Source organism: Cytobacillus sp. Bva_UNVM-123, assembly GCF_046351715.2.
GTDB lineage: Bacteria > Bacillota > Bacilli > Bacillales > Cytobacillaceae > Cytobacillus.
Window position 1 is genome coordinate 2,235,940 of the sequence record NZ_CM177772.1, and the last position, 25,687, is coordinate 2,261,626.

At 32.8% G+C, this 25,687-nt stretch carries 30 protein-coding genes and 1 pseudogene; 19 read left to right on the forward strand and 12 right to left on the reverse strand.

Annotation, left to right across the window (positions count from 1 at the left end; all coding sequences use genetic code 11):
* Positions 1-587: 587 nt before the first annotated feature.
* Positions 588-1,076, reverse strand: a complete 489-nt coding sequence (locus tag KDN24_RS11040) for a hypothetical protein (protein ID WP_409972502.1) — start codon at positions 1,074-1,076, stop codon at positions 588-590.
* A 522-nt stretch (positions 1,077-1,598) separates the two neighbouring features.
* Here KDN24_RS11040 and KDN24_RS11045 point away from each other — a divergent pair.
* Complete coding sequence (locus tag KDN24_RS11045) at positions 1,599-1,799, forward strand: hypothetical protein (RefSeq protein WP_491348414.1); 201 nt, start codon at positions 1,599-1,601, stop codon at positions 1,797-1,799.
* Between the two features lie 241 nt (positions 1,800-2,040).
* Here the strand turns inward: KDN24_RS11045 and KDN24_RS11050 are convergent, their stop codons facing one another.
* Positions 2,041-2,490 (reverse strand): DinB family protein, encoded by a 450-nt coding sequence (locus tag KDN24_RS11050; RefSeq protein ID WP_409972504.1) that lies wholly within the window; start codon positions 2,488-2,490, stop codon positions 2,041-2,043.
* Between the two features lie 458 nt (positions 2,491-2,948).
* On the opposite strand from KDN24_RS11050, the gene KDN24_RS11055 reads away from it, so the two are divergent.
* From KDN24_RS11055 to KDN24_RS11075, 5 genes are all read left to right on the forward strand, one after another.
* Positions 2,949-4,415 (forward strand): WD40/YVTN/BNR-like repeat-containing protein, encoded by a 1,467-nt coding sequence (locus tag KDN24_RS11055; protein ID WP_409972505.1) that lies wholly within the window; start codon positions 2,949-2,951, stop codon positions 4,413-4,415.
* A 439-nt stretch (positions 4,416-4,854) separates the two neighbouring features.
* Positions 4,855-5,145, forward strand: coding sequence for a magnetosome magnetite crystal formation protein family (locus KDN24_RS11060; protein WP_491348477.1), 291 nt, complete (start codon positions 4,855-4,857; stop codon positions 5,143-5,145).
* Positions 5,146-5,196: 51 nt separating this feature from the next.
* Complete coding sequence (locus tag KDN24_RS11065; RefSeq protein WP_491348415.1) at positions 5,197-5,949, forward strand: MerR family transcriptional regulator; 753 nt, start codon at positions 5,197-5,199, stop codon at positions 5,947-5,949.
* A 615-nt stretch (positions 5,950-6,564) separates the two neighbouring features.
* Positions 6,565-8,013 (forward strand): DEAD/DEAH box helicase, encoded by a 1,449-nt coding sequence (locus KDN24_RS11070; protein ID WP_409972508.1) that lies wholly within the window; start codon positions 6,565-6,567, stop codon positions 8,011-8,013.
* Positions 8,014-8,348: 335 nt separating this feature from the next.
* Entirely contained in the window at positions 8,349-9,029 is a 681-nt protein-coding gene (locus tag KDN24_RS11075; protein ID WP_409972509.1) for a hypothetical protein, read from the forward strand.
* Positions 9,030-9,386: 357 nt separating this feature from the next.
* Here KDN24_RS11075 and KDN24_RS11080 read toward each other — a convergent pair whose 3' ends face one another.
* Together KDN24_RS11080 and KDN24_RS11085 are read right to left on the reverse strand one after the other, a co-directional pair.
* Complete coding sequence (locus KDN24_RS11080; RefSeq protein WP_409972510.1) at positions 9,387-9,698, reverse strand: SDR family oxidoreductase; 312 nt, start codon at positions 9,696-9,698, stop codon at positions 9,387-9,389.
* The gene (locus tag KDN24_RS11085; protein ID WP_491348478.1) at positions 9,631-10,017 is read right to left on the reverse strand and encodes an SDR family NAD(P)-dependent oxidoreductase; all 387 of its coding nucleotides are present in this window, start codon (positions 10,015-10,017) and stop codon (positions 9,631-9,633) included. The genes KDN24_RS11080 and KDN24_RS11085 overlap by 68 nt, the downstream gene beginning before the upstream one ends.
* A 109-nt stretch (positions 10,018-10,126) precedes the next feature.
* Between KDN24_RS11085 and KDN24_RS11090 the strand changes: the two genes are divergently transcribed.
* The 6 genes from KDN24_RS11090 to alr all read left to right on the forward strand — a co-directional run bounded on the left by KDN24_RS11090 (position 10,127) and on the right by alr (position 16,935).
* Complete coding sequence (locus KDN24_RS11090) at positions 10,127-10,279, forward strand: hypothetical protein (protein WP_409972511.1); 153 nt, start codon at positions 10,127-10,129, stop codon at positions 10,277-10,279.
* A 284-nt stretch (positions 10,280-10,563) separates the two neighbouring features.
* Positions 10,564-12,225: an ABC-F family ATP-binding cassette domain-containing protein gene (locus tag KDN24_RS11095; protein WP_409972512.1), complete on the forward strand. Its 1,662-nt coding sequence runs from the start codon at positions 10,564-10,566 to the stop codon at positions 12,223-12,225.
* A 110-nt stretch (positions 12,226-12,335) separates the two neighbouring features.
* Positions 12,336-13,094: an SDR family NAD(P)-dependent oxidoreductase gene (locus tag KDN24_RS11100; RefSeq protein ID WP_409972513.1), complete on the forward strand. Its 759-nt coding sequence runs from the start codon at positions 12,336-12,338 to the stop codon at positions 13,092-13,094.
* A gap of 368 nt (positions 13,095-13,462) precedes the next feature.
* Positions 13,463-14,911, forward strand: a complete 1,449-nt coding sequence (gene pdxR, locus KDN24_RS11105) for a MocR-like pyridoxine biosynthesis transcription factor PdxR (protein WP_491348416.1) — start codon at positions 13,463-13,465, stop codon at positions 14,909-14,911.
* Between the two features lie 4 nt (positions 14,912-14,915).
* Positions 14,916-15,827: a D-alanine--D-alanine ligase gene (locus tag KDN24_RS11110; protein ID WP_409972515.1), complete on the forward strand. Its 912-nt coding sequence runs from the start codon at positions 14,916-14,918 to the stop codon at positions 15,825-15,827.
* Complete coding sequence (gene alr, locus KDN24_RS11115) at positions 15,820-16,935, forward strand: alanine racemase (RefSeq protein ID WP_409972516.1); 1,116 nt, start codon at positions 15,820-15,822, stop codon at positions 16,933-16,935. Before KDN24_RS11110 ends, alr begins: the two co-directional genes overlap by 8 nt.
* Positions 16,936-17,287: 352 nt before the next feature.
* Here alr and KDN24_RS11120 read toward each other — a convergent pair whose 3' ends face one another.
* Complete coding sequence (locus tag KDN24_RS11120; protein ID WP_491348417.1) at positions 17,288-17,878, reverse strand: TetR/AcrR family transcriptional regulator; 591 nt, start codon at positions 17,876-17,878, stop codon at positions 17,288-17,290.
* A gap of 225 nt (positions 17,879-18,103) precedes the next feature.
* On the opposite strand from KDN24_RS11120, the gene KDN24_RS11125 reads away from it, so the two are divergent.
* Positions 18,104-18,703 (forward strand): HD domain-containing protein, encoded by a 600-nt coding sequence (locus KDN24_RS11125; protein WP_409972518.1) that lies wholly within the window; start codon positions 18,104-18,106, stop codon positions 18,701-18,703.
* Positions 18,704-18,877: 174 nt separating this feature from the next.
* On the forward strand, positions 18,878-19,501 hold the full coding sequence (locus tag KDN24_RS11130) for a DUF2306 domain-containing protein (protein WP_409972519.1): 624 nt from the start codon (positions 18,878-18,880) through the stop codon (positions 19,499-19,501).
* A 162-nt stretch (positions 19,502-19,663) separates the two neighbouring features.
* On the opposite strand, the pseudogene KDN24_RS11135 reads toward KDN24_RS11130, so the two are convergent.
* Positions 19,664-19,948, reverse strand: a pseudogene (locus KDN24_RS11135) (reverse transcriptase domain-containing protein); the annotation flags it as partial.
* A 183-nt stretch (positions 19,949-20,131) separates the two neighbouring features.
* On the opposite strand from KDN24_RS11135, the gene KDN24_RS11140 reads away from it, so the two are divergent.
* Positions 20,132-20,323 carry a hypothetical protein gene (locus tag KDN24_RS11140; RefSeq protein WP_409972520.1) on the forward strand — a complete coding sequence of 64 codons (192 nt, stop codon included), beginning with the start codon at positions 20,132-20,134 and terminating at the stop codon, positions 20,321-20,323.
* 426 nt (positions 20,324-20,749) lie between these two features.
* Here KDN24_RS11140 and KDN24_RS11145 read toward each other — a convergent pair whose 3' ends face one another.
* Positions 20,750-20,881 (reverse strand): hypothetical protein, encoded by a 132-nt coding sequence (locus KDN24_RS11145; RefSeq protein ID WP_491348418.1) that lies wholly within the window; start codon positions 20,879-20,881, stop codon positions 20,750-20,752.
* Positions 20,882-21,401: 520 nt separating this feature from the next.
* Here KDN24_RS11145 and KDN24_RS11150 point away from each other — a divergent pair.
* Positions 21,402-21,749: a hypothetical protein gene (locus KDN24_RS11150; protein WP_491348479.1), complete on the forward strand. Its 348-nt coding sequence runs from the start codon at positions 21,402-21,404 to the stop codon at positions 21,747-21,749.
* On the opposite strand, the gene KDN24_RS11155 is transcribed toward KDN24_RS11150, so the two are convergent.
* Positions 21,706-22,065, reverse strand: a complete 360-nt coding sequence (locus tag KDN24_RS11155) for a hypothetical protein (protein ID WP_409972521.1) — start codon at positions 22,063-22,065, stop codon at positions 21,706-21,708. The two genes, KDN24_RS11150 and KDN24_RS11155, sit on opposite strands and share 44 nt — an antisense overlap.
* A gap of 176 nt (positions 22,066-22,241) precedes the next feature.
* Here KDN24_RS11155 and KDN24_RS11160 point away from each other — a divergent pair, with 176 nt between their 5' ends.
* Both KDN24_RS11160 and KDN24_RS11165 read left to right on the forward strand, forming a co-directional pair.
* Positions 22,242-22,727 (forward strand): hypothetical protein, encoded by a 486-nt coding sequence (locus KDN24_RS11160; RefSeq protein WP_409972522.1) that lies wholly within the window; start codon positions 22,242-22,244, stop codon positions 22,725-22,727.
* 241 nt (positions 22,728-22,968) lie between these two features.
* Entirely contained in the window at positions 22,969-23,136 is a 168-nt protein-coding gene (locus KDN24_RS11165) for a LexA family protein (RefSeq protein ID WP_491348480.1), read from the forward strand.
* A 20-nt stretch (positions 23,137-23,156) separates the two neighbouring features.
* Here the strand turns inward: KDN24_RS11165 and KDN24_RS11170 are convergent, their stop codons facing one another.
* Complete coding sequence (locus tag KDN24_RS11170; protein WP_409972523.1) at positions 23,157-23,576, reverse strand: putative periplasmic lipoprotein; 420 nt, start codon at positions 23,574-23,576, stop codon at positions 23,157-23,159.
* A 420-nt stretch (positions 23,577-23,996) separates the two neighbouring features.
* Positions 23,997-24,422, reverse strand: coding sequence for a ferritin-like domain-containing protein (locus tag KDN24_RS11175; protein ID WP_409972524.1), 426 nt, complete (start codon positions 24,420-24,422; stop codon positions 23,997-23,999).
* Positions 24,423-24,472: 50 nt separating this feature from the next.
* Here KDN24_RS11175 and KDN24_RS11180 point away from each other — a divergent pair, with 50 nt between their 5' ends.
* Complete coding sequence (locus KDN24_RS11180; protein WP_409972525.1) at positions 24,473-24,736, forward strand: DNA cytosine methyltransferase; 264 nt, start codon at positions 24,473-24,475, stop codon at positions 24,734-24,736.
* A gap of 46 nt (positions 24,737-24,782) precedes the next feature.
* Here KDN24_RS11180 and KDN24_RS11185 read toward each other — a convergent pair whose 3' ends face one another.
* Both KDN24_RS11185 and KDN24_RS11190 read right to left on the reverse strand, forming a co-directional pair.
* Positions 24,783-25,265, reverse strand: a complete 483-nt coding sequence (locus KDN24_RS11185; protein ID WP_409972526.1) for a hypothetical protein — start codon at positions 25,263-25,265, stop codon at positions 24,783-24,785.
* Between the two features lie 260 nt (positions 25,266-25,525).
* The gene (locus KDN24_RS11190; RefSeq protein ID WP_409972527.1) at positions 25,526-25,660 is read right to left on the reverse strand and encodes a hypothetical protein; all 135 of its coding nucleotides are present in this window, start codon (positions 25,658-25,660) and stop codon (positions 25,526-25,528) included.
* Positions 25,661-25,687: the final 27 nt, after the last annotated feature.

Below are 25,687 nucleotides of genomic sequence, written 5' to 3' on the forward strand. Positions count from 1 at the left end.
CTAAATTTTATTCAATTTTATCGGATATTTTCAATTTTTTTTATCATTTTTTAACCATGGTCCAACAACATATTATGTGTACAGAATGGAATAAAAGAAAAAAGCCCCCATTGAGGGACTTTACTACTTAATATCCAAAAGGTCGTCCTAGTGTGCAGCGAGGTTTATAAGGTGCTCCGCACATAATATGTTGTTCCTTGCATACGTTTACGACAGATTCAGTGTGAGGGAAATAGTGCTTATGGGTAATAAATGTTGATTTACCGTAGTGTTATGAGATGGATGAACATGTGACACTACTTCATTTGATAGGACTGGGCTGCATATTGTTTTGTTGGCGAAATTTGTCCTGGATCGTATTGAGTGGGTAGTGTTTTAGGTGGACAAATTTGAGGAGGACATTGTTGTCCCCAATTTTTATAATACATTTTATCTCCTTCATTATTAAAATAGTATTAATTTAGATTATGAAATAAACCTACTATTTGTCCTAATGAAATTACCTATTTATTAATTAATAAAAAAGTAATGGAAGTACCTAAATAAAAAAGAGCCCTTTAGGCTCAAAAGCAATCTGGTTTAGCATTTTATTTTTTTAATAGTGTGTGAGACAAATTGGTATTTGAATAGTGCATTTTTACAGATGGGAGTAGAGTAATTGCCATAATTAAAAGACCAAGGAATATATAAAATACATGTATAAATTCAATTAATTGAGTCAAATAAATTTGAACCGTAATCCAAATAATTAAGATAAAACTAATGTAAAGAGAACTACTCCATGACCAATGTGTGTCTTTATAGATACTAAGCTTTTCAGCGATAAATGGTTTTTCTGAGATAAGAAAGATTGCGGTGATAGATGGTACAATTCCAAGTCCAATAAATAGGATAAGGCCTGGAATAAGAAAACTTTGAAACGGTGTGTGCTCTAATATATTGAGTGGCAGCTGCAAAATCGAGCCATCAGGAAATAGAATCAAAGCTGCTCCACTAAAAAGCGCCCCTATCCCTAGAAAAAAATGCAGAGTAATCAATAAATAACAAGCGAAGGACTTTGGGTGTCTTGAATTCATTGGATTCAGCTCCTTAGGAATGTTTATACTATCACAATAATTTTACTACCCTAAAAATTAGATATAAGTGTGACATATGACAAATATATGAATTGTGTCTTTGGATTGGTGAATGAAGCTTATGAGTTTATGAAATTTTAAAACATCGTGATAATTAAATATGAAACTCGCTGATAGTTTAGTTGATTATTTATTTTTCGATTTAAGTTTTTTTCCAAGCTTACCATTACCTAATAAAATAGTTAATATTACAACGATAAGATTTACTCCAAAAAGGTGCAATAAGCAACCAATCAACACTTTCACCAGTAAAAAGATAATAAATGATGAAACCAATTAATAAACCCAGGAGATTAGAGGCTAGACGTTTAATTAACTGCATATATCACACCACCATGAAAATATTGACAATATTAATCTAACATTAATACAAAAGGCATTTTTTGTAAACAAAAGGTGAGTTTAGTTTAGCCTCACGCCTCACTCTAATAAAATATATACTGACCATAAAGGAGTGAGGTTATGAAATTGTTGGCAGTAGCAGTTGTTGTCACAATATTTTTTCTAATAAATCATAAAGAAAGGGAGAAAGTTCTTGAAACTTTTACCTTGTCTGATTTTATTCGAAAATCGAATGGCAAAGAAGATAATACAATTTACAGTATGAATGAAAGTAAATACGAAATTAACGAAGTTCTAGATTGTGATGATGGAGGAGAGTAGGAAACAAAAGAGTAAAAATGTATATCACAACACAATACAGGCACTAACAATAGTGCCTGCGTGTTGATTGCTTGTGGAGGTATCTTCTTGTAGTGGCGTGTTATATCCTATTCAATTTTTAAAAACTTGTCCGTGTTCTTTAAAAAATGTGCAATTGACTAAATAGATTAAGCATTTTATTTAGTACGTTTAGATGTATAAAACGTAAAAAAAGGGGAAATTTTCCCCTCCTGTTACAATCTTAAAATAAAGGCTTTTGAAAACCGTTAATTTTTGCAATAACTGCAATTTGTCCAATATGGTATTTTTCATGTGAATAAACATGATCAAACAGCCAGTTTAGAGTAGGCACTGTAGGTGGCTTCCATCCGTCTGAAAACTTAGGGACTTCAACTAATTTATTTAATTGAGAATCTTCTAATTGGTGTAGGATATCATCTGAATATATTCTGATCTGAATGTAGCTTTCTAAGATTTCTTTAGGGGAACAGTATTCATTAACATTTAAAATACAATTTTTATTTAGAGCAACTTCATTAATCCAATAATCTTCACTGCTAGTTATATGAGAAATTATCCAAGCAAGATTATTTGGATAAACATCTGATTTCAAAGTCCAATATTTTTCATCAAGATTGGTTAGGTAGGGGATTAAAGTTTTTCTAGGATCATTTCGAAATGGAAAAAGCAAGAAAAACATCCTTTTTGTTTATATTATGTTTTAGTTCATTATAAACAAAAAAACGTTAGCGATGTTATAAGATTCCGCGTAGACCTAAACTTAGGATGGGGTCTACAAATATGGGAGAAGTTATAATGGATGAAGGACCAAGAAATGATTACAAGTAGGCTGGAGTTTACAGTTGAAATGTATAGATTGTATAAGTTAAGAAATCAAATAATATAGACTGAAATTTAATAAGCGTTTAGAATTATTTGAGGAAGGACAAGCATAAAATAAGCTTGTTCTTTTTTGTAAAGATAAAACCGTAGGCTAGGCCTAGGGTTCTAAAAAGCTTTCAGCGTGGTATAAAAAACTCTTCTGCGGTACTAAAATATTTTTGATTCGCCGACCAAAATATCAGCGGACGGAGGAGTTTTCTTGTCATAATACAGGATGGGAACTTAATAATGATTTATTGATTAGGGGTGATTTTCATATTTAGGAAAAACATAAAAAGGATAGTTAGATCATTATTAACAAATCCAATAATAATAATTGGATACTGGATTTTTTGCTATGAGTTAGCTTCATTATGTAAGTATGGGAGAATGAATAATAATATTTATATTCTATTGTTATCTATCGTATTTTTAATATCTATCATTGCATTTACTACTATTAGAATGATAAAAGATAGAGAATATGGCTCAAAAAAATCAAATACATGGCGATATATTTCTATAATTATTATTTTGGCAATAACATTATTTTATGGAGTAGAGATTTATAAAAGTGCAACAAATTATGGTGGCAAACTTGCGTGGATTATTGAAAGATTAAAAAATGAAAGAACAGTTCAATTTGAACATAATAATATAAATGAATCTGGAGTAGAAGGTATTTTTGAAGATATAAATAAGGAGTATACTCTGCCAAAGAAACTATATATGGCAACTGATTTTATGCTTACATTTAATTCAGATGGAACAATCACGGCTTTTGATACATTTGTTTATGGGAAAAATGAGGATGGGAAAGAGGAAACTTACTTAATATCTTATGATGTAAATAAATCACAGGATATTACTGTATGGCTAAATGGATATGCAGGTGCCGATTATGATGAGGATAAACTAGTAGAACCCCTAATTAAAACGGTTAACGCTATTCCAGTTCAGCAAACCGTTAGTAAGTGGAATGAGAGTAAGTATGGATTGGTCTATTATGGAAAACGAAATTGGGGATATAACACTGAGGGGATTATTAATATTGATGATGAAGGTAAGGAGCATCATCTTGAAGTAGCAACTTCTGAAATAATTGGACATACGGTATCTATATTTGTCCCTGGAAAAGAGAAAGAGATCATACCTGCTAGATATCACTTAATAGGTGACCCAAGTTGGAGTAAACCAAAGACTACGCAAAATAAAGATAGTTCTAAAGAGAAGCAACAAGAGTTAACTAATAACAACGAACAGTTTTTCCTATCAAAAGAAGTTGGTTATCAACTAAATTTTACAGATAAAGCATTAGGAAGTAGTTTTTATACACTAAGCAAGACTATTGATGGGGGTAAAACATGGGAGGTTATAAATGAAGATCCATTCATCGGAGGAATTGGTAGTGTGTCAGGAATAACTTTTATAAATGATAAACTTGGATTTATAGGAGCAATCCGTCCTTCTGGCACGAACGGAGAGTTATATCGCACAGATGATGGAGGCATAATTTTTAAAAAGGTAAATTATTTACCTCATGAAGTTAAATTAGATAGTGGACAGACTATAAGTCCTTTCGATTCTCCAGGTATGCCTTATGAGAAAGATGGGGTTTTTAATCTGTTAGTCGGGCAAGGAGCAGATGGAGATTATAATGGTAATAGTAGTGCACTTTATCAATCAAAAGATAATGGAGAAACATGGGAATATGTAAAAGAAGTTAAAAAGTAGTTAGTATTAAATAAATAAATATATAGTGAAAAACCTCCGTTTCAGGTGTAACGGAGAGTCGTACCACAAGTGAGAGGCAAACAAGTAGTGCTGAAGCTTACAAAGGAACTTTCAAACAAGTACAATTTGGCATAATAATTCGATAAAATTTGAATAGGAGTGGAAATCCCCTGAATATGGGGGAGGGGATTAGAAAAGCTCTTTCCAGAAACTCTATTTATCAATATTCTAACTTCCTTTGACGAGATTTGAATGGTTGTTATTAGTCTTTGATAAAACTTAGTTTGGTTAATTTAAATTTTGAACTTGAATCTCCAGTTGCGTCACCTTTTATGATTAATTTAGTTACCTAGTATTAGGTAACTAATAAAAATTATGCAATTGGAGGAGCTGTAGTATGAAAAAGGAAAGTTTATTGAATAGGGTATTGGCAAGTTTAATGCATTTGTTTTCACTTTTGCTTACCTTTGTTTTACCTATTTTTGTATACTTAGTATCAAGGGGAAGAAATGATTATTTTACTAATCATGCAAAGGAAGGAATGAATCTCCATTTTACTTTCTTTCCAGTTTTTTTGACCTTAACTCTTATATCTAAGAAGTTTAATATTGCTTCAACTCTATCCTATGTACTTATAATTCTCGAAACAATATTGATACTAACAGCAACTATTTATACCCTAAAGGGAAAAAAGTTCTCTTACCCCGTTATCAAATACTTAAAAGTATAAAAATAAAACATCTAAAGAGTTAATTATAGGAACAAGAGGTGGGATAAATCGGTGGAAAAGAGTATATTTACTATCGGGGAATTTGCACATGAGTCTGGAGTAAGCGTTAGAACTCTCCGATATTATGACAGCATAGGATTGTTAATTCCAAGTGATTATTCTGAGGGTGGACATCGATTATATTCAAAGGACGATTTAACATTACTAAAAAAAATAAAAGTATTACAGTTTCTTGGTTTCCCTTTAAAGGATGTCAAAGATATGCTTGAAAAAAATATTGTTGAAGGTGGAATTTTATTAAAGTCTTTAAACTTTCAGAGGAATTTATTTGAAGCGAGAAGACTTGAAATCATAAATATTTTATCTGATTTAAGCCATATGATTGATGTTGTGAAATCGGAAAAGCTAGTTAATATAGAAGTGTTTTGTGCTATGCTTCAAAAATTAATGTTTGAAGAAGATACAGAGAAGTGGTTTAAAGAGCATTTTTCTATAAATATAGTGGATACGATATTTAATGTAAATAAATCAGAAGAAATTAATTTAGACAAAAGATGGACTAAAGTTCTATCTGAAATTAAACAGTTATCGTTCAATGAAGTATCACCATATTCAAATGAATCTCAAGAAACAATTGAAGTGCTTTTAAAACTTATGGATGAAACCGTGAAAGGGAAACTTGAATTAATTGAAGAGAAGTTGCCAACTTCAGAGCCATTGGCATTTTCAAATCCTTTTACAGAGAAAGAGCAAGAATTTTTAAAAATAGCTATGGAGATTTATAAGAATAATAATTTAAAATAATTAGGTTGATTGAAATGACACTACTCCAAAATAATAAGATATAATTGTTCAATACAACATAAAAAGTAACATTAGCACGAGATGTAACTGGGGTCTTCATACAGTATTCCTCGTGTTTTTTTATTTTCTATTGATTTAATTGAACCAGGTGTGTCCATACATTTTTACTCATCCCAAAACCAAACTTATTCTGTAAAAGAAATTAAGCAAAGAGTACACAATTAATCCGACAATCGCTTTGTTTCGTTTTGCTTTTATATTCGTTTGAATATAGCGTTTGCCATTAACGATAAGTTGAACTTTACCATAAGTAAATGAGGTTTTTAAAAAATAAATAGAGAGGATTACTCCCTCCTTATTTATTAAAAAAATCAACTTCAATAATTAATTTGATTTCATCTATTTCAATTAATTCAAATAGGGCTTGAAGATTTCTATGCTTGGAGTAATTTCCATACCGAGCACTTGACTTGCCCAAAAGGCAGGTCACTTTTTTATTAATTCAAGCACTAACTCATTTAAAAGGTGAAGTTCGCGTATAATGGTAGTTTGTATAAGGTAATGATTTTTACGGGAATAATAAGGTAAATAATCCAAAATAAAAGAGGCTTAGTTATGTGCAAAGAAAGTTTTAAAGATTATCAATTAAGTAATGAAATAGTAAACGCGCTGGATAGCTTAGAATATATAAATCCAACAGCCGTTCAAAGTAAGGTTATACCTCTTGTGTTAGAGAAAATGGATCTTGTCGTGAAATCACAAACAGGAAGTGGGAAAACTGCCTCATACGGGATTCCAATTTGTGAATTAATTGATTGGGAGGAAAATAAGCCTCAAGCGTTAATCTTGACACCAACTAGAGAACTTGCAGTACAAGTGAAAGAGGATTTCATAAACATAGGCAGATTTAAACGGATAAAAGCAACAGCTGTTTATGGAAAACAACCTTTTGCCATCCAAAAAACAGAATTAAAGCAAAAAACACATGTAGTAGTTGGTACACCGGGCCGTGTGTTAGATCATATTGAAAGAGGTACTCTTGCCTTAAATCGCATTAACTATCTTGTTATCGATGAAGCAGATGAAATGTTAAACATGGGATTTATTGAACAAGTAGAAGCCATCATTAAAGAGTTACCTCGAAAACGAGTGACAATGCTATTTTCAGCTACTCTACCAGAAGCGGTCAAAAACCTTGCACTTAACTATATGAAAACACCTATCGATATTGAAATTAAGGCGACGGGACTCACGACTGATAAAATTGATCATTCTCTTTTTAAAGTGGCAGAAGACGATAAATTTTCTATGCTTAAAGATGTAACGATTGTTGAAAATCCAGATAGTTGCATCATCTTCTGTCGAACAAAAGATCGAGTAGATACTTTGTGTGATCAGTTAGAGGATTTGGATTATAGCTGTGATAAAATCCACGGCGGCATGATACAAGAGGATCGGCTTGACGTGATGAATGACTTTAGAAGAGGAGAATTTCGCTATTTAATTGCTACGGATGTAGCTGCTAGAGGGATAGATATTGATAATATCACACATGTCATCAACTATGACCTCCCGTTAGAGAAAGAAAGCTATGTCCATCGTACGGGAAGAACAGGACGAGCGGATCAAAAAGGGAAAGCCATCACTTTTGTTACACCATTTGAAGATCGGTTTTTAAGTGAAATTGAAGAATACGTTGGTTTTGAGATTCCGAAAATGGCCGCTCCTTCAAAAGAGGAAGTTTTAGATAAGAAACCTGCTTTTGATGCAAAAATGGATGTGGAACCAACGATTAAACAAGCAAAAAGTGAAAAATTAAACAAGCAAATCATGAAGTTGTACTTTAATGGTGGGAAGAAAAAGAAGCTTAGAGCGGTAGATTTTGTTGGAACGATTGCAAAAATTGATGGAGTAACAGTGGAGGATATTGGTATCATTACAATTTTAGATACTGTTTCTTATGTTGAAATATTAAATGATAAAGGTCCGATTGTGTTGAAAAAGATGAAGAACACAACAATCAAAGGGAAGCAGTTGAAAGTACATGAAGCTAATAAGAAGTGATACTTTAGTGTTGGTAGTAGGTAGGGGGAATAAGACAAACTGGACATTTTTCTTGTTAGAAACATTAGTAGGTAACAAACTGAAAACCTCATTTAGATATAACACGGAGAACCGTATCATAAGTAAATGATGTTTTTTTAGTAAAAAATGTAAGTAAGCCTATTCAAGATTGTTTCTTGAATAGGTTTTGCATTTAGTAAAAAAAGTGAAATTTATATAACATACAGGCTATTAATAGAACTAACAGGAATTTATCACATCTTGTTGAATAATTAACAAGGTAAAAAAGTCTATAGAAGATTTTAGGTCTAGCTTTGAATTGGAGGCTAATTTTGATGATTAAATTAACCACATTTACTCAGTTTGAATGGATTCAAGAGGAGACGAATCGAAACAAAGTTGGATTCATATCAAATGTTATACCTAACCGATATCATTATTTTTGCAAAATCTTACATCCCATTTATCGTGATAAGAATATTAAGGATGAAAGACTTTTATGGAGCCAATGTGATCCGGATGAAGAAGTTCAATTCAATATAGGAGAAAGATTATGGTTTAAAGATTTAGCAAAAAAATATAACATTGAATATACAAACTCTATTAGTTCAAGGGACTTCTTCCGCTCGTTAGGAGGGTATCCAAGATATATGGTATTTCCAGATGAAGGAAGTATGGAACTTAATGAGGTTGGAAAAATTGTTTCCGTATTACAACCGTTTACCCAAGGGGAAAAATGTTATTTTTATTATGATTTATTAAAAACTGTAAACATAGATCCTGTTGCAAACGGGTATTTGTATTTCGGTGACTTAAAAGATTTAATCGATCTTTCCAAACAGCCACACGGCTCAGCGACTTATTGGTGGAATCAAAGTAAAACATGGTGTCTATATACTGATTATGATTTGGATTATTCAATTGTAGGCGGAAAAAAAGAAGTTATTGAAAGTTTATTATCTGATGACTCATTAGAATGTATTGAAATTGGCAGTGTTTCAATCCTAGGAAACTGATTCTCGCTATTTATCATTTAAATAAACAAAAACTATGATAAAAGTAAATTGACGGATGAATAGCATTTCTTTTTTAATATGCTTTTTATTTTGTGCATCCTTTTGATTCTTGATTATTTGTTGATGATGAAAGTGTTAGGTAACGAAAATAAACCGCACTTAGACTAGTAAAGGAGAACCTTATCATAAGTAAATGAGGTTTAAAATTTTTTAGGAAAGAAATATTTCTTTCCTTTTTTTATTTGAATTTTTGTTCAACTTTTTATTTCTATTTTATGCCATGTTAATGGACGGTGGCAACGTAAATAAATTAGAATCGTTTATATCAAGTGGAGGTTGAAAATATTTCGCTATATTTTATATCATAAAAGGGCGACATGTATGTTGGGTCAGGTAGGAGATGCCTTCTGGTTCGCCCAACTCACCATTATTTAGAAGAGCTACAGATGGTCTGGGTTGTTGGAAATTATTTTTTGTCATAGATGAAATTGTTGAATCAGTTAACGGTGTAACAATACCACCTGGACAAACTGCATTAATTCTAATATTATTTGGCCCATATTCAATTGCTCCATCTTGTACTAAACCTAATACGGCTCTTTTAGATGCAGAGTATACACCAAAGCCGGTTTTTGAACGAATAGCTGATGAAGAGGAAATAATGGTCATATTTTTCTGAGCTTTGTTTTAAAAACTGTTTTATTACATGCTTCATACCAAAAAATGCACCCTTAACATTAACGCTAAATACTTTGTCAACGTCTGCTTCGGGAGTATCCGCAAACATTTTTGGTTCGTAAATAACACCTTGGTTTCCTAAATAATAATCAATTTTTCCGTATTTTTTTATAGCAAAATCAACAAAATTCATAACAGCTTTCTCAATACTCATATCAGTTTTGACAAAATCGACTTTAACATCCATTACCTTTATTTCGTCAACTAATTGCTTCCCTTTTTCTTCTCCCCGGGCAGCTAAAAGGTGTATCCCTTTTTGAGCTGATTCCTGTCAAGTAGACACAAGGAGAAGCGCTTTGTTTTTTTATCAGCATATGTTAAAATAGGTAAGACTATTAAGTAATAAGGAGGAAAAAGTGATGAAAACTGTTTTCGCAAATGTAGCATTGGAAAAAGAAGTAAAGTCACATATGCTACTTGGGGATTTGCTTGCAACGGGACCAGTCTGCCCTTTTTTAAGCAAACTTCATATGGAAAACAGCTACCGGAAGCTTTTTGCATTCTTATTTTAGGATTTGTAAAATATCTTTAAATGACTGACTTTGAGTTGTGATTAAATATATGCAATTACTAGGCGCCGGTTTCGGTGTCTTTTTGTGTTTTAAAGCAAAATTTGCAGGATATTAAATAATTTTGTACTTGTTAAAGGATTACGCAATCTTTAGGCGCCGGTTTATTCGGCGCTTTTTTTGCGTTCTAAAGGAGAAAAATTGAAATGAATATGTTTTTGTGGCTTCCTGTTTGATGAAATTCATGAAACAGGCTGCTCAATATTTATAAGGAAAGAGTGATATAAATGTTACTTCAATTAAACAGTATTAGTAAAAGTTATTCAGGTGATCCAATACTTTCAAATATATCAATGAAAATTGAAGCAGGTGATCGGATTGGCCTTGTTGGAGTGAATGGTGCTGGAAAATCAACCTTATTAAAAATTATTGTTGGGGATATCCCTAACGATAATGGGGAAATTTATATTGGAAAAGAAACAAAGATTGGTTATTTGCGCCAAAATAGTGGACTAGAGATGGAGAATACGATTTGGAATGAAATGATGAATGTTTTCTCTAATCTTCTTGAGGTTGAAAAAGAACTTCGAGAGTTAGAAAGAACAATGGGTGAACCTGCTTTAATAGCAGATCCCGTAAAATATGAAAAAGTGATGAATCGTTATGCAGCAAAATCAGAATGGTTTATGGAGCATGGTGGTTATGAAATAGAAGCAAAAATTCGTGGTGTTCTGCACGGAATGGGCTTTGGAAATTTTCCTAATGACACACTCATTCACACGTTAAGTGGAGGTCAGAAAACGAGACTTGCTTTAGCTAAATTACTGTTGGAACAGCCAGATTTGCTTATTCTAGATGAGCCGACAAATCATTTGGATCTTACTACTTTAGCTTGGTTAGAAGGTTATTTACGCTCATATCCTGGTACTATCCTTGTTGTTTCACATGATCGTTACTTTTTGGATTCGCTTGTAACTATTATTTATGAAATTGAGCGAACCGAAGCACGACGATATGTAGGCAACTATTCGAAATATGTTGAGAGCAAAGAGAAAAACCGTGAAATTCTAGCTAAGAAATATTCAATGCAGCAAGAACAAATTGCGAAGATGGAAGATTACATTCAACGGAACATCACCATGGCTACGTCGTCTAAAAGTGCAAAAAACAAACGAAAGCAGCTTAAGAGAATTGAACGTATAGATAAACCTATCAAAGACTTAAAACGTGCACAGATGTCGTTTTCAATAGAAAAAACGTCTTATAAAGAGGTGTTACAAGTTCGAGATATTGATATCTATGTCGGAGTAGGTACTGAACGAAAGCCTCTATTAAAGAATATTAGTTTCCAGCTACGACGAGGTGAAAGGGTGGCATTAATTGGGCCAAATGGTGTTGGAAAGTCAACATTACTTAAGACGTTACTCGATGATTATAAACCAGAAAGTGGCGTAATAACTTGGGGAAATGGAGTTACTATTGGTTACTACGATCAAGAGCAATCGACTTTACATCCCAATAATTCGATATTAGATGAGGTATGGAATACGTTTCCTCATATTGAAGAGGGTAGAATTCGTACTGTACTTGGGAATTTCTTGTTTACCGGTGAAGATGTGTTTAAGAAAATATCTGCTCTTAGTGGTGGTGAAAAAGCACGTGTTGCGCTATCAAAGCTTAAGTTACAAAAAGCTAATGTTCTTATTATAGACGAGCCGACAAATCATTTGGATTTATTCAGTAAAGGGGTGCTGGAATCTGCACTTATGAATTATGAGGGTACATTGTTCTTTATTTCTCATGACCGTTATTTTTTGAATAAGCTAGCTGACAAAATGTTGGAACTCTCTCCAACAGGAGCCATTGTATATGACGGCAACTATGATGACTATGTTGAAGCTAAATCGCAAAAAGAGAAAGAAGTAGCGGGTCACTTGACTAGAGGATAAAACAATGATGAATAAGCAAGGTTTAAGAAGAGGGCCACCAACTACTTAAAAATCAAATTATAATAAATTAGTCCCACAATGAAAAATAACAAAGAAAAGAGGAAATATATATGTCTAATGAAAATCAAATTGCTATCGTAACAGGAGCAGGTAGTGGGATCGGTAGAGCTACAAGTATAAAATTCGCTGAAAACGGGTATAAAGTGGTTCTAGTTGATTTTAACGAAGCTACAGGTGAAGAGACGCTTAAGCTTGTTCAAAATATAGGTGGAGAAGGTATTTTTATAAAAGCAGATGTTTCGAAAGAGGAAGATGTTCAAAACTATGTGAAACAAGCTATTGATAAATATGATCGTATTGATGTCTTTTTTAATAATGCGGGTATTATTCAAAAGTTTGCTCCATTTACAACTGTGGAAACAAAAGAATACGAACGAATTATGGACATAAATGTAAAGGGCATTTTTCTCGGAATGAAATACGTAATCCAAGTGATGGAGAAGCAAGGCAAAGGATCTATTATCAATACGGCTTCATCAGCAGGAATTCGCCCAGAGCATAGCATTGCTGTTTATTCTGCAAGTAAACATGCCGTAATAGGTATGACTAAAGGGGCTGCAATTGAATACGCCAATAAAGGTATTCGAATCAATGCCGTTTGTCCAGGGGGAATCGTTACACCACTATTTAAAAGTGTTGAGGAAACTATGGAAAAAACAGGATACGTACCAGAAGAAATGTCACGTGTTAGAATGGGGCGTCATGGTGAACCTGAAGAGGTTGCAGAAGCAGTTTTGTTCCTAGCTTCCGATAAATCAAGTTTCATGGCCGGTTCGATTGTGACAGTAGATGGTAGTTTGACCGTGTAAAGAAACTTTCCTTTAAGGGGTACCACCAGCAAAACGAGGATTTACAACGTTAAGGATATTCGATTATTAAAAATCCCAATTTCTCACTTATATGACTGAGAGATTGGGATTTAATTATTTCAACAATTGTACCCGATTATATTTATTTATATTCAGAATAAAGTTCAGTTAACAACTCATTAAGTTGTTAACATTTTACATAAGTGATAAATAGTCATTGTCTTTTTCGAAACTATAATTTTTCAGGATTTTTCATTAGACTATTTTTATAGTTCCACACCCTACCACAAGACAGTAAAAATACATATTGTGTGGACCTTTTAGAATAGGTGTAGATATGTAAAAATGTCAACAAGGGGATGAATGCAGTGTTTAACGATTTTAAGCTTACGGAAGGCCGTCCTGTATATATTCAACTTAAGGAATATTTTAAAAAAATGATAACCAACGGGCATTTGCTAGAGCATCAAAAGCTTCCATCTACTCGTGAACTTAGTTCTTTATTATCAATCAGCCGCAACACCGTTCTAACTGCCTATGCGGATCTAGAACAAGAAGGCCTTATCTATGCGGTAAAAGGGAAAGGAAACTTTGTAAGTCATGTTGAGACCTTCAAATCCCAATCCCTCCAGTTAAATTGGACTGAAAAAATCAATGAGCAAACCTTTTTGGCAGATGAATTGGACCTCATGAAGCATGGAGTGCGCTGGAATAAGGAAATGATTTCATTTAATAGCATTGCACCCGATGAAAAGCTTTTTGACGTAGAAAATTTTAAAAGGGCTTTTTTAAATCGGATGTCCATTGAAGGAGACATCGTTCTTAACTATGGATATGCAAAAGGCTATAAACCACTTATCGAATACCTGCTTCACTACATGGAAATTAAAGGAGTAGACATTAGAAATAAAGATGTTTTAATTACCAATGGATTCACGGAAGGTCTGGATATCCTTTTATCCTCTCTAAATAAAAAGAACGGCCGTGTTATTTGTGAAAATCCAACCGATGATTCTGCACTTAAGCTCTTTCGATTACATGGCTTCGAAATCGATGGAATTGAAATGGATAATGACGGTATCAATGTTAGTCAGCTAGAAACATTCTTATCAAAGAAAGAATATGATTTTGCGTACTTAATTCCGTCTTATCATAATCCAACTGGAATCGTAACGTCCTCTAAAAAAAGGAAAGAAATCATGGATCTGTTTTCCGCATATCAGCTTCCTATAGTTGAAAATGGATTTAATGAAGAATTACGTTACTCAGGGTCACATCTTGCATCGTTGGCAGCCTTCGCCGGACTAGGCAATAATGTTATTTATATTAGCAGCTTCTCTAAAATTCTTTTTCCTGGCTTACGGGTTGGGTGGATCTTAGCAGACAAAGATTTGATTTATTACTTAGAAAGTATGAAAAGAGCTCGAACTATTCACACGTCTACATTAGATCAAGCTGTGTTATATCAATATTTGAATGATGGATACTTTGAGAAGTATATAAAAAAAGCTAAATCAGTCTATAAGAAAAAGTATGAATTAGCTGTTCATTATTGTAAGAAATTTATTCCTTTTAAACGAATAACTGGTGACGGCGGACTCCACCTTTTTATAGAACTAGAAAGCAACATCGATTCACGAAAGCTGTTAGAAAAATGTTATCAAAGGGGAGTTGTTTTTTTTCCAGGCAATGTTTTTTACACTGACAGTAGTGGAAAACATACTTTACGTTTAGGATTTTCTAGGCTGAAAGAAAGAGAGATTATTCAGGGAATTAGTATTATAGGTGAAACGTTAAAAAATAATTATGGAGGCTAAAAAAATGAGAGTTGGCGTAATTATGGGAGGGTTTTCTTCTGAAAAACAAGTTTCGCTCATGACAGGTGAGGAAATGATTGCGAATTTAGATAAAAATAAATATGAAATTGTACCGATCCAACTAGATAACAAAGAAGATTTAGTTGAAAAGGCGAAAAATCTTGACGCTGCTCTACTGGCGCTACATGGCAGGTATGGAGAGGATGGCACCATTCAAGGTACCCTTGAAACTATCGGAGTTCCTTATACAGGGAGTAGCGTACTGTCTAGCAGTTTATGTATGGATAAGAATATCTCGAAAAAAATCATCCGTTATGAAGGTGTGCAAACACCGGATTGGATTCACCTTACTAACATGGAAGAACTTAAAATGGATGAAATAGATAAGATGGGTTATCCAGTAGTTGTGAAACCTAATTCAGGAGGTTCGAGTGTAGGGGTAAAAATTGTTTATGACCAAGACACGATTAAGTCTTCGATTGCTGAAGTATTCAAATGGGATTCCGAAGTGATAATCGAAAAGTATATAAAAGGCGAGGAAATCACTTGTTCTATATTGGATGGAAAGCTTTTACCTGTGGTTTCCATTCGTCATCAGGGAGAGTTTTTTGATTATACCTCCAAATATAATGATGCAGATACCATTGAAGAGGTGGTCCAACTCTCTTCAGAAACACTTAACCGCGTCTCTTGTGCTGCAATGACTTGCTATAAATCATTGAAATGTAGTGTTTATGCCCGAATCGACATGATGATTAAAAACGGTATCCCTTATGTGTTAGAAGTTAATTCATTACCTGGGATGACGAAAAATAGCCTGCTGCCAAAAAGCGCACAATCAGCGGGTATTCCTTATAATAAGCTACTTGACTTGATCATTGAAAATTCACTTAAAGCGAGGGGGAATAATGTATAGACCAATATGGGCTGAAATTAACCTTAGCAATATTTCACATAATATTAGTGAATTTCGAAGAATTATTCCTAACTCAACAAAAATAATGGCTGCAGTAAAAGCGAATGGTTATGGACACGGTAGTGTCGAGGTTTCCAAAAAAGCGATTGATAGTGGAGTGGATTATTTAGCGGTGGCCAGTTTAGAAGAAGCTATTGAACTACGAAAATCAGATATTCAAGCACCTATACTTATACTTGGATACACACCTCCTTCAGCTTCGAATCATGTTGTTCATTGGGATTTAACACAATCAATTTTTAATATGGAACATGCAGAATCTTTATCAAAGTCTGGACAGATCTTAGGAAAAAAGGCAAAAGTTCACGTAAAGGTCGATACAGGAATAGGACGATTGGGACTGATAGCAGAAGAAGCAAATGATTTTATCGATATCGTTTCAAAAATGGATGGGCTCTATCTAGAAGGAGTGTATTCACATTTTGCTACCGCAGATGAAGCCGACAAATGGTATGCAGAAAAACAAAAGAATCGATGGAAAAGGTTATTGGAAGAATTGGAGAAACGAAAAGTTTCTATTCCCCTATTTCATATTGCGAATAGTGCTGCAACAATAGAAATGCCAGATATGACCTACGATATGGTTCGTATCGGAATATCAATGTATGGTCTTTATCCATCTAAAGAGGTAAATAAGTCAAAAGTTAATCTAAAACAAGCAATGCAGTTAAAAACCAAAGTCATCCATATTCAAACACTCGAAAAAGGGGATGGTGTATCATATGGAGCAACTAAAATTGAAAGAGATAAAGCAGTTATTGCAACTATTCCGATTGGGTATGCTGATGGATATTCGAGACGCTTATCTGGAATGGCTTACGTTCTAATAAACGGACAAAAATCTCCTGTTTTCGGTAGAATATGTATGGATTTTTGTATGATTGATGTTACTGATATTAAGGGTGTAAATATTGGTGATGAGGTTGTAGTCTATGGAGGTCAAGGAAATCATTTGATATCATTAGATGAAGTGGCAAATATGTTAGGAACCATATCGTTTGAAGTTGCTTGTAACTTGGGTCAAAGAGTTACTCGAGTTTACAAATAACAAGCTTAAGGTAGCATTCATAATTATCTTGATCTTCGGCAATCGGGCGCTATTCTGGAGTAATGAAAAAAATTCCAATTTCTCAAATTTAATAATAAGAAATTGGAATTTTTAAAATTTTTTTCCTTAACGTTGTATATCCGCATTTATCATAACCATCCATAACGGATGACTTTACAGTATTCAATGTAAAGTTATCCGTTTTTTTATTTCTTTAAAGACTATTTAACCACACTAATTTTTATAGTATTCATAGTAAATAAAGAAAGGAGACAGATTATCTTTCTATTTCGGATACAATCTCATCACCATTAAGTCAAAAAGCTCGTTGTTTCTCAAAATAAAAAATAAGTTAATTTTGTAGCATAAACAAATAACGCAGCACGTGTTGCTTACTATAAGTAACGTGTTTATTATCCCTTTCTAGTTTACTAGCCATAATACTTCCCTCGAGGGTTGCAACAATAAAGGAAGCTATCGCCTTTGTATCGATATCCGGTTTTAACTCCTCGTTTTGAATACCTTCTTCTACAATTCCTTCAACCATATTGAGAAATGTATAGAAAACTCCAAGTGCCTTTTCTCTTAACAGTAGATTCGTATCATCACTGTCTACAGCAGTATTCAGCAAAGGACATCCCCCTTTTATTGGTGGATTATTTATTACATCTTCGTATACATTAAAAAAAGCACCAACCTTTTCTAATGTTGTATTAGCATTGCGTATCGCCTCAGAAAAATGTTGATAGACAGTATCAATGGCGTATTCAAATGCCTCTAAAGCAATCTCATCTTTACTTTTAAAATTACGGTAAATTCCACCTTTTTGTAGCCCTGTAGCCTCCATAATGTCATTCATTGAACAGCCAGCATAGCCTTTTTGATTAAACAATTCTGCCGATTTTAAAACAATGTGTCTCCGTGTTTGTTCACCTTTTTGCATAATATCCTCCATTATTATTGTTGAAAAATTGTAACATGTTTTAGTTGTACATTAACATATAATAAGTTATCTTAAAAGAGACCGAACGGTCTCTTTTAAGATAAGAATAGAATTTCTAAAATGAGGTTGTGAGAATTAGTATTTGATTAGCACGTAATGTTCATATCATGCTATTGATATCCGACATGAATTTATTGAAAAACAATTAAAACTTAGGAGGAAATTATGCATAACATTATTATTCCAGATAGTAAGGTAGCAAAAGAAGCTACCCAATTGGTTTACGAGATTTCTCCAAAATTTCTTTATAATCATTGTTTACGGACATATGCTTTTGGTGATGCATTGGGGAAAAAATATGGATTTAAATATGATCAGGAGTTATTTTATCTTGCTTCAGTCTTACATGATATTGGTCTTACAGAGCATGTTTGTTGTAAACATTCATTTGAATATGAAGGTGCTGATCATGCAGAAAAATTCCTTCATTCTCATGGTTTTTCACAAGATAAAATTGATGTAGTACGTGAAGCTATTATTCTACATACCTCGGAAATTGCTGAAGAAAAACAACCAGAGATTGCTTTAGTTCATTTCGGGGCGGGAATGGATATAGTTGGTTTACGTATAGAAGATATTCCGGAGGAAACATTTAATTTTATAATTGAGGTTTATCCTCGATTAGGTTTCAAAAAATCTATGATTGAACTTATTAAATATGATTCCGATTTAAAAAATGCACAGCAACAGCCAAATAATTTGAGTTCTTCTATGCTTCGTATGGGGTTTGTAGATTGGGTGATGAATGCTCCTTTTAAAGATTAGAGAATAAAGAATTAGAATGCCATGGAGCTTAGGAATAAATCATTTCATTAAGAAAGAAAAACGCTACTCTTTCAGCCTCCATTTAAAATGAAAGGGTAGCGCTTCCTATCGAATTAAAATGAATTTTACTTATTAGATAAAGGCCTACAGTAATCTTCAAAAAGGATGGAAAAAATGGATCGAGTAAAAAAAGTGACAAATATTCTTATTATAATCATCCCTATAATGTGGGTACTACATACGCTTTCAAAAAACTTTATAATTGACCCGTTGTTTCAACGGTTTCTTTCCAATAAAGATCAATTCCTAATGAACCAGTCATTATGGACTGTGATGATTCGTATTCACATTCTTCTCTCTATAGCAGCTCTCATGACAGGACCCTTAGGTTTGATTAAACGAATTCGCTTGAAATCGTTGCAGTTTCACCGTTGGAATGGACGTATTTATGTTTTGTCGATTATTTTGAACTACATTCCTGGATTCTATGTATCTTTCTTTGCAACAGGGGGATGGCTTAGCACAATTGGGTTTCTCATTTTAAACACCTTATGGATTTTGACAACACTCAAGGGGTATTTATTTATTAAAAAGAAACAAATAATTCCCCACAAACATTGGATAATTCGTAGTTTTTTCCTTTCTTTTGCAAATATGACCATTTACGTTATTGTCACAATTATTCACCATGGTGTAAACCTTTCCTACGTTACGTCATACACCATTGCGGTGTGGCTTTGTTGGATTCTCAATTTATGTTTGGCGGAAATCTTTATTAGAAGGAAAATGTTTGTCTAAGCATTTGATGTATATAAAAGAGAATGACTTGTCTCGATAAATTGCTGTTAGTTTAGAGAGCATTCCTTCATAATTTTCTTTATATTTTAACATTAATGTCTAATTTATATAGAACCATTTATCGATTTACAAGCGATCAGTTCTCTTCTTTCTATGCAAAAGTTTCGCAATACGAACCTTCGGTTCTTTATGGCAGGTAAAACTTAAACCCTAAGAACTTCCGATTCCACGGTCGGTCTACTGCTGACTTTTGTTCATTTACTTTAAGTCGTAGTTTTCCTTCAATAAATCGCTGTACACTTGCCATCGTACATTCGCCTGCACGTTTACTTTTCACGTAAATATTACAGTCATCTGCGTACCGAACGAATTTATGACCTCTCTCTCTAATTCTTTATCGAGCTCATCTAACACGATGTTTGAAAGTAACGGGCTGAGTGGACCACCATAATCCTGTTACTGCACCTAGAACAGAAAAGGACAAACGTTTAATTAATTTCATATATCACACCACCATGGAAAAATTAACATTATTACCATTACATTAATATAGAGGAAATTTTTCGTAAATAAAAAGTACTGTTGGCTATAATTAAGATGTTAATTTTATGAAAAAAGGCGGAGCACGCTATGAATCTATTGAAACTAAATACAAAACAGTCAATATTTGCAGTGTTTTTTACGTTGATTGTAGTAGGCATTGTAAGTTATTTAACACCATGGAATGAAATTAAAATGTATTATATGACATTTGTCTCTGCTTTTGCTGCTTTAATTGGAAGTCTAATTGCTAAGAAAGTTATAAAAGTTCCTAAACAGTAAGTAATATCGTTTATTAAGGAAACACAAGAGTAAAGGAATTTCTTAAGAATGGATGAAATGTGGAAGGTCAATGGACATATTCGCCATTAGAAATCGAGTAGGGATATTCGGCTTTTGATACCAAAGAAGAAGCGATTGAACAGGCTAAAGCTACGTTTGATGATGGTTGTTGTATTATCGGACAAATAGAACATGTTCAGGGTGTTAATTATCGTGTTGTTAATCAAGAGAAGATTTTATTTTTTAAGAAGCAGCGAGTTTCATAGAAAATATGAGGAGTGAAAAAAAATGAATTTGATTAAGAAATGAGAAGGAAGTGAAATATAAAAGTGAGTGCGAAGAAGTTTAATTAAAATATCTTTGTTGTGCAAAAAAATAACCACAAAATAGTGGTTAATAGTCTAAAATATTATATTTTTGTTTATTTTACCATTCACAAATAGGTAGTCCACCAGGCACTTTAATACAAATAGGCTCTCTATCTGGAGGAGCTGCTGATACAGATGATACTGTGATTACTGAAAATACAAATAATAGCATTGCTATTTTCTTTTTCAATATTATCACCTCCCAAAGAGATTATATAATATAAACAAGCGAATTAACATAATATTTTGAAAGAATTCAAAAAACAGTATTTATTACCTATAATTGTAAAAAACTTGTTGTAAAACACAAATCTGGGCCAGTTTGATAGATCAGTTGATTAGGAGGGAAAGAGGATGTTGAAAAAACACAAGTTGAAAACATTGCCTGAATCCTTTTCATTTGTTGCGACAAGGGAGAAAAGTTTGAAATCCGTAAGAATGATGGTGATTTTCTGGTTGGTTATACAATGATTCTTCAAGAAGGTTGTATAGCGGTGCCAAGAAACTGCTTGAAAAGGGTGATAAATAATGAGTATTATCAAAGACCACATTCCATTTAGCACTCCTTATAATCGTAGACCGAATTTAACAATGGTACCGGATACTATCACCATCCACAGCACGGCAAATATGAAGTCTACAGCAAAAATGAGCGCTCTTGGCTTACAGATAGCCCTTTGATTAAAAGAACAGCATCTTGTCATTATGTTGTGGATGAAAACCACATTATCGAAGCTATCCCGCCGAATCATGTAGCTTGGCATGCAACGGATGGGAATGGTCCAGGTAACAAAAAATCAATATCGATAGAAATGTGCGAAATTGGTAACCGAGTAAAGGTAATTGAGAGAACTCCTTATTTAAGGAAAAAACATAATATTAGAATTGTTAAACGGTATTATGATTTTTATAAAGCCAAAAATTACCCTCGAATCTTGAATACTGATGGTAAATGGACTTTGTGGTTTCTTTCAAGAGGGCTTTTATTACATATATTAAATATTCATTATAAATTCAATGTGCATTTTTATTTATTGCTTCATTATAAAAATTATTAGCATCATTAATGTCAGATGTTTCATAGATAATTCCTTTACTATCAAGAAAAATATAATATGGTGCACTTTTAACATCTAGCTTCGGATAAATATTATCAAGCTTACTATAATAAACTTGTATTACTTTATAAATATTATTTTCTAAAAGATTGGATATGAATTCTGGTTTTTCCATATCATCATCTTCAGAGTGAATAATTATTATTGAATATCCGCCTTTATCGGGTAAATCATTTGGATAGGGGTAGCTGTTTGTACAACCAAATAAAGAAGCAATTACAACCAACAAACTAAAATAAATAAATATTCTTGGCAATATAAACTCCTCCTGTAAGTAAACTTAATTACAATTATAAGTTTTTTTTGGAAAATAATTAAATAGAAATAACAAAGATTATAGATAGCTCATACAGACCAGGTAGTCTTGCTCAAACGTATCAGGGTAATGATATATATCATTGGAGAACGTATAAAGAGTTTAATTATAATGGGATGCTAGCATATGGATGGACTTATAGAGTAACAGCTCCATTAGATTATAATTATTATAATTGGAGTAGTAATATTTATCACAGCACTGCTGGGTATATGACTACAGATTACATAATGAAGCAAGCATTAGATAATATTAGAGTAAGTGGTTTTAGGGTTCAACCAAATCCTTCAAACCATAATTTAAATTTTGCAGACAATATTCTAGATGGTGATTTTCCGGAAACAGTTTGGCAATATATATCACTTGAAACTATTGAAGAAGCAAAAATTAAATCTTTTGAGATTAATGATAAGAGCAATAACGATTCAGAAAACATTGCGGATATAGCACAAGAGATGAAAATAGAGTTAACTAATGGTGCAAACAATGAAGTTATTTCTACAGTAAGTTTAGAAGATTATCTAAGAAATACTGAATTTTATAAGTCCTTATTAAAAAATGAGTATGATAAGGCTATGTTTGATAATCCAATTATTGAATAATAATATTATTACATTTAGATGATTTTTTTATAAAAAGCAGGTACTCAGACTAGATCTTAGTCTTAGTATCTGCTTTTTTTGATATAGATTTCAGAATCAATTAATGTAATTAGATGACTGTAATAAACAGCAGCTGAGGACAGTTTACAAATTATCAGTTGTCAAACAACGGAGAAAAAGATGATTAAATTATGCAAAATTAACCAAAGACAAGAAGAGTTTAGAGGCATTAAAAATTTATATACATGAACATGGTTATCCACCTTCATATCGAGATCTTTGTGAAGTATTATATGTGAAGTCACCATCGATGATAAGTGATTTTCTTCATAAATTGAGTGACAGGGGATATATAAATTGGCTGGTAGGACAACCCAGAACCCTTAGAATAATTAAAACCGCCTCATAAGAGACGGTTTTATGGGTTTATTAAAATCCTTCTAAAACTTCTTTGTATTTGTTATATTCATCTTCTGGTAAGTCTCCATTTAACTGTACGAGAATATTTTTGTGTTTAATAGTCCAGGAGAACAACATTGCACTTTCCTTGCCTAATTCGTCATAATAAGCTTTCATTTGGTCTAAATCTTTTTCTTTTTCATAATTAAAAACACGTGCATTACAATCGTCACACAATGACGGTAGCTTTACGATCTGAGCATCTTTCGCTTTCATTGGCGCCATTCCATAATCATCTTTTGTCATTTGTTTAGGTTCTTCTGCTTCTAATCCAGCTTCTTTAAAAGCTTCTATAACTTTTGCTGTTGAAAGTTCTTCTTTTCCTCCTGTACTGTTACTACAAGCTGTCAGTAAAAATACCCCTAACAATAAAACTATTATTTTTTTCAATACTCTTCCTCCTTCGGTTAATTATATACGACTTAATATTACCAATAATAGAAATTAGAGGGAATATATTTTATAAAAGAAAAAAGAGCTCGAGCAATGACGCTCGAAACTCCGAGTGATTACATATAAAAATTGCCTGATTAAACCTTGAAATTTGCCCGATAACTGCCCGATTTTACTAGATGTGTTTAGAGTTATTTTGAAGTTCTTGTTTTTATAAACGTTTTATGAGGATGACCATGAAGGAATTGAATCCAGCGTTGATAGAGAAGGTAATGTTTCTGTAGCTACTGGACAACTTTCTATTGATGATGAAAACGAGGAAGGACCAAAGCTACAGAGGATTAAATAGTAGGAATGAAAGATTAATTGACTCAGTTTGTATTATGTTTCTTTTAAAAAAATAGAGGCATTGAACCTCTATTTTAAAAGATATAAGAACCATACAGCATGATTTTGTTCATCTGCTGCAGCTCGAGTAAATGCATGTTTAATAGTAGAATTTGTTGTTTTGTCCGCAATTTCAAGATAAAAATCTACAGTTTTCTGTTCATCATTAAATGCAAAATCAAGTCCAGAATTGTAGTCATTAGGACATTGCTCGGTGATTTTAGGGGAGTGTTTCATACCAGTAAGTTGGGTATAGATTTGAGAAAAGGTTTCGAAATGTTTTTTCTCATCATTTCGAATTTCAGTTATTCTGTTCTTTACTTTTTGTGTAGGTGCAATGTTTGCTAATTTTTTGTAGCAAGCAATTGCTGAATACTCACCATCAATTGCTCTGGCGATATCAGAAACAAGAGCGTTGTTAATCCTTTGATCGTTTGAGGATAATTGGTAATACATTTTATCAACTCCTTAGTTCATTACAATCATTTTATGAACATTGGCTACAAATGAAATTTGTACACTTAAATATATTAATCACAAGAATTATTATGTTTCGCAAGGAAGTGATCGGTATTATATTTCTAGATTTGTTTGCAGGAATTGGAGGTTTTCGTTTAGAAATGGAATTGGCCGGTCATGAATGTATCGGTCATATAGAAAAAGATAAATTTGGAAGAGTTTGTTACTCTTCTATACACGGTACGGATTTAATCAATTTTATGTATGGGCATGAGCTGCCATTGGCACGGAAAATTGCGGAATTAGAATAGAAAGTGATGTAAGAAAAAAAGCCCTTCGTTTAGAGGGGCACTTGCTCTATTCATTCATATCAATTTCAACATTATTTTCATTTGCAAGCTTTTTAAGGTTCTGTTCATAAGCGCGAATTCTTTTTCTAGCTTCGTCAAGCTTTTCGTTTGCTTCTGTTATAAGTCCAGGATCCCCTTTTTCTAACGCATCTAAAATAGTTAAAAATGCAGAGTGTTGAAGATTAGCAGCATCGATGTATTGTTCATGCAATTTTGATACTTCATTTGTATCTGGCATAATTGCCTCTAATTTATCAATGAACTCACTGTATTTTGGAACTACTTCATCTATCAAGGTATAATAAGTAGTCTCATCATCTGTGTAATTAGCACCAGTAACACTATCAAAAGCATTCATTGTTTCTAATTCTAAATAAGCTAGAGGCGTAAAATCATCATTTATGTATGATAACAAATCATCCTTTATTGGGTTACCACAAGCAGTTAATAAAATTAAAGCAAAAAATATACTTATAAGAGTCTTTTTCATTTTACTTCCCCAATCATCTGTTAATTTTCTACATTATTACATACTTTCTAATAATTAACCATATGTTTTCGGGTAAATAATCCTAGGTATTTATCTTTATTGCTGAATAAGTTATCAATATTTAGATTCTTTGAGAAGGATATATTCTTGAAGTTAAGGAATAATGTGATTTTTTACATTTCTTTTGTGTATTTGTGTTTAATAAACATCAAAAAAAGCGCTATAATATAGCGCTAAAAAACTATAAGCTTTTATATGTATTAAGGTTGAATGCAGGATCCTAATGGAGGCGGCTTAGTACAAATATGACTTGGAGTAGTTGAAGCTGTTGCACTTAAGGAAAAAGTAAAAATTGTTAGCACAGTAATGATACTTGTAATGAATTTCCTTTTCATCAGTTCACCTCCTTCCATATATAAACC

Bases quoted from the DNA above. Each gene is read 5' to 3' on its own strand.
- KDN24_RS11040 (WP_409972502.1), bottom strand. From the start codon at position 1,076: ATGAATTCAAGACACCCAAAGTCCTTCGCTTGTTATTTATTGATTACT.
- KDN24_RS11045 (WP_491348414.1), top strand. From the start codon at position 1,599: ATGAAATTGTTGGCAGTAGCAGTTGTTGTCACAATATTTTTTCTAATA.
- KDN24_RS11060 (WP_491348477.1), top strand. From the start codon at position 4,855: ATGCATTTGTTTTCACTTTTGCTTACCTTTGTTTTACCTATTTTTGTA.
- KDN24_RS11070 (WP_409972508.1), top strand. From the start codon at position 6,565: ATGTGCAAAGAAAGTTTTAAAGATTATCAATTAAGTAATGAAATAGTA.
- KDN24_RS11075 (WP_409972509.1), top strand. From the start codon at position 8,349: ATGATTAAATTAACCACATTTACTCAGTTTGAATGGATTCAAGAGGAG.
- KDN24_RS11080 (WP_409972510.1), bottom strand. From the start codon at position 9,698: ATGACCATTATTTCCTCTTCATCAGCTATTCGTTCAAAAACCGGCTTT.
- KDN24_RS11090 (WP_409972511.1), top strand. From the start codon at position 10,127: ATGAAAACTGTTTTCGCAAATGTAGCATTGGAAAAAGAAGTAAAGTCA.
- KDN24_RS11095 (WP_409972512.1), top strand. From the start codon at position 10,564: ATGTTACTTCAATTAAACAGTATTAGTAAAAGTTATTCAGGTGATCCA.
- KDN24_RS11100 (WP_409972513.1), top strand. From the start codon at position 12,336: ATGTCTAATGAAAATCAAATTGCTATCGTAACAGGAGCAGGTAGTGGG.
- KDN24_RS11110 (WP_409972515.1), top strand. From the start codon at position 14,916: ATGAGAGTTGGCGTAATTATGGGAGGGTTTTCTTCTGAAAAACAAGTT.
- alr (WP_409972516.1), top strand. From the start codon at position 15,820: ATGTATAGACCAATATGGGCTGAAATTAACCTTAGCAATATTTCACAT.
- KDN24_RS11120 (WP_491348417.1), bottom strand. From the start codon at position 17,878: ATGCAAAAAGGTGAACAAACACGGAGACACATTGTTTTAAAATCGGCA.
- KDN24_RS11125 (WP_409972518.1), top strand. From the start codon at position 18,104: ATGCATAACATTATTATTCCAGATAGTAAGGTAGCAAAAGAAGCTACC.
- KDN24_RS11130 (WP_409972519.1), top strand. From the start codon at position 18,878: ATGGATCGAGTAAAAAAAGTGACAAATATTCTTATTATAATCATCCCT.
- KDN24_RS11140 (WP_409972520.1), top strand. From the start codon at position 20,132: ATGAATCTATTGAAACTAAATACAAAACAGTCAATATTTGCAGTGTTT.
- KDN24_RS11160 (WP_409972522.1), top strand. From the start codon at position 22,242: ATGCTAGCATATGGATGGACTTATAGAGTAACAGCTCCATTAGATTAT.
- KDN24_RS11175 (WP_409972524.1), bottom strand. From the start codon at position 24,422: ATGTATTACCAATTATCCTCAAACGATCAAAGGATTAACAACGCTCTT.
- KDN24_RS11180 (WP_409972525.1), top strand. From the start codon at position 24,473: ATGAAATTTGTACACTTAAATATATTAATCACAAGAATTATTATGTTT.
- KDN24_RS11185 (WP_409972526.1), bottom strand. From the start codon at position 25,265: ATGAAAAAGACTCTTATAAGTATATTTTTTGCTTTAATTTTATTAACT.
- KDN24_RS11190 (WP_409972527.1), bottom strand. From the start codon at position 25,660: ATGAAAAGGAAATTCATTACAAGTATCATTACTGTGCTAACAATTTTT.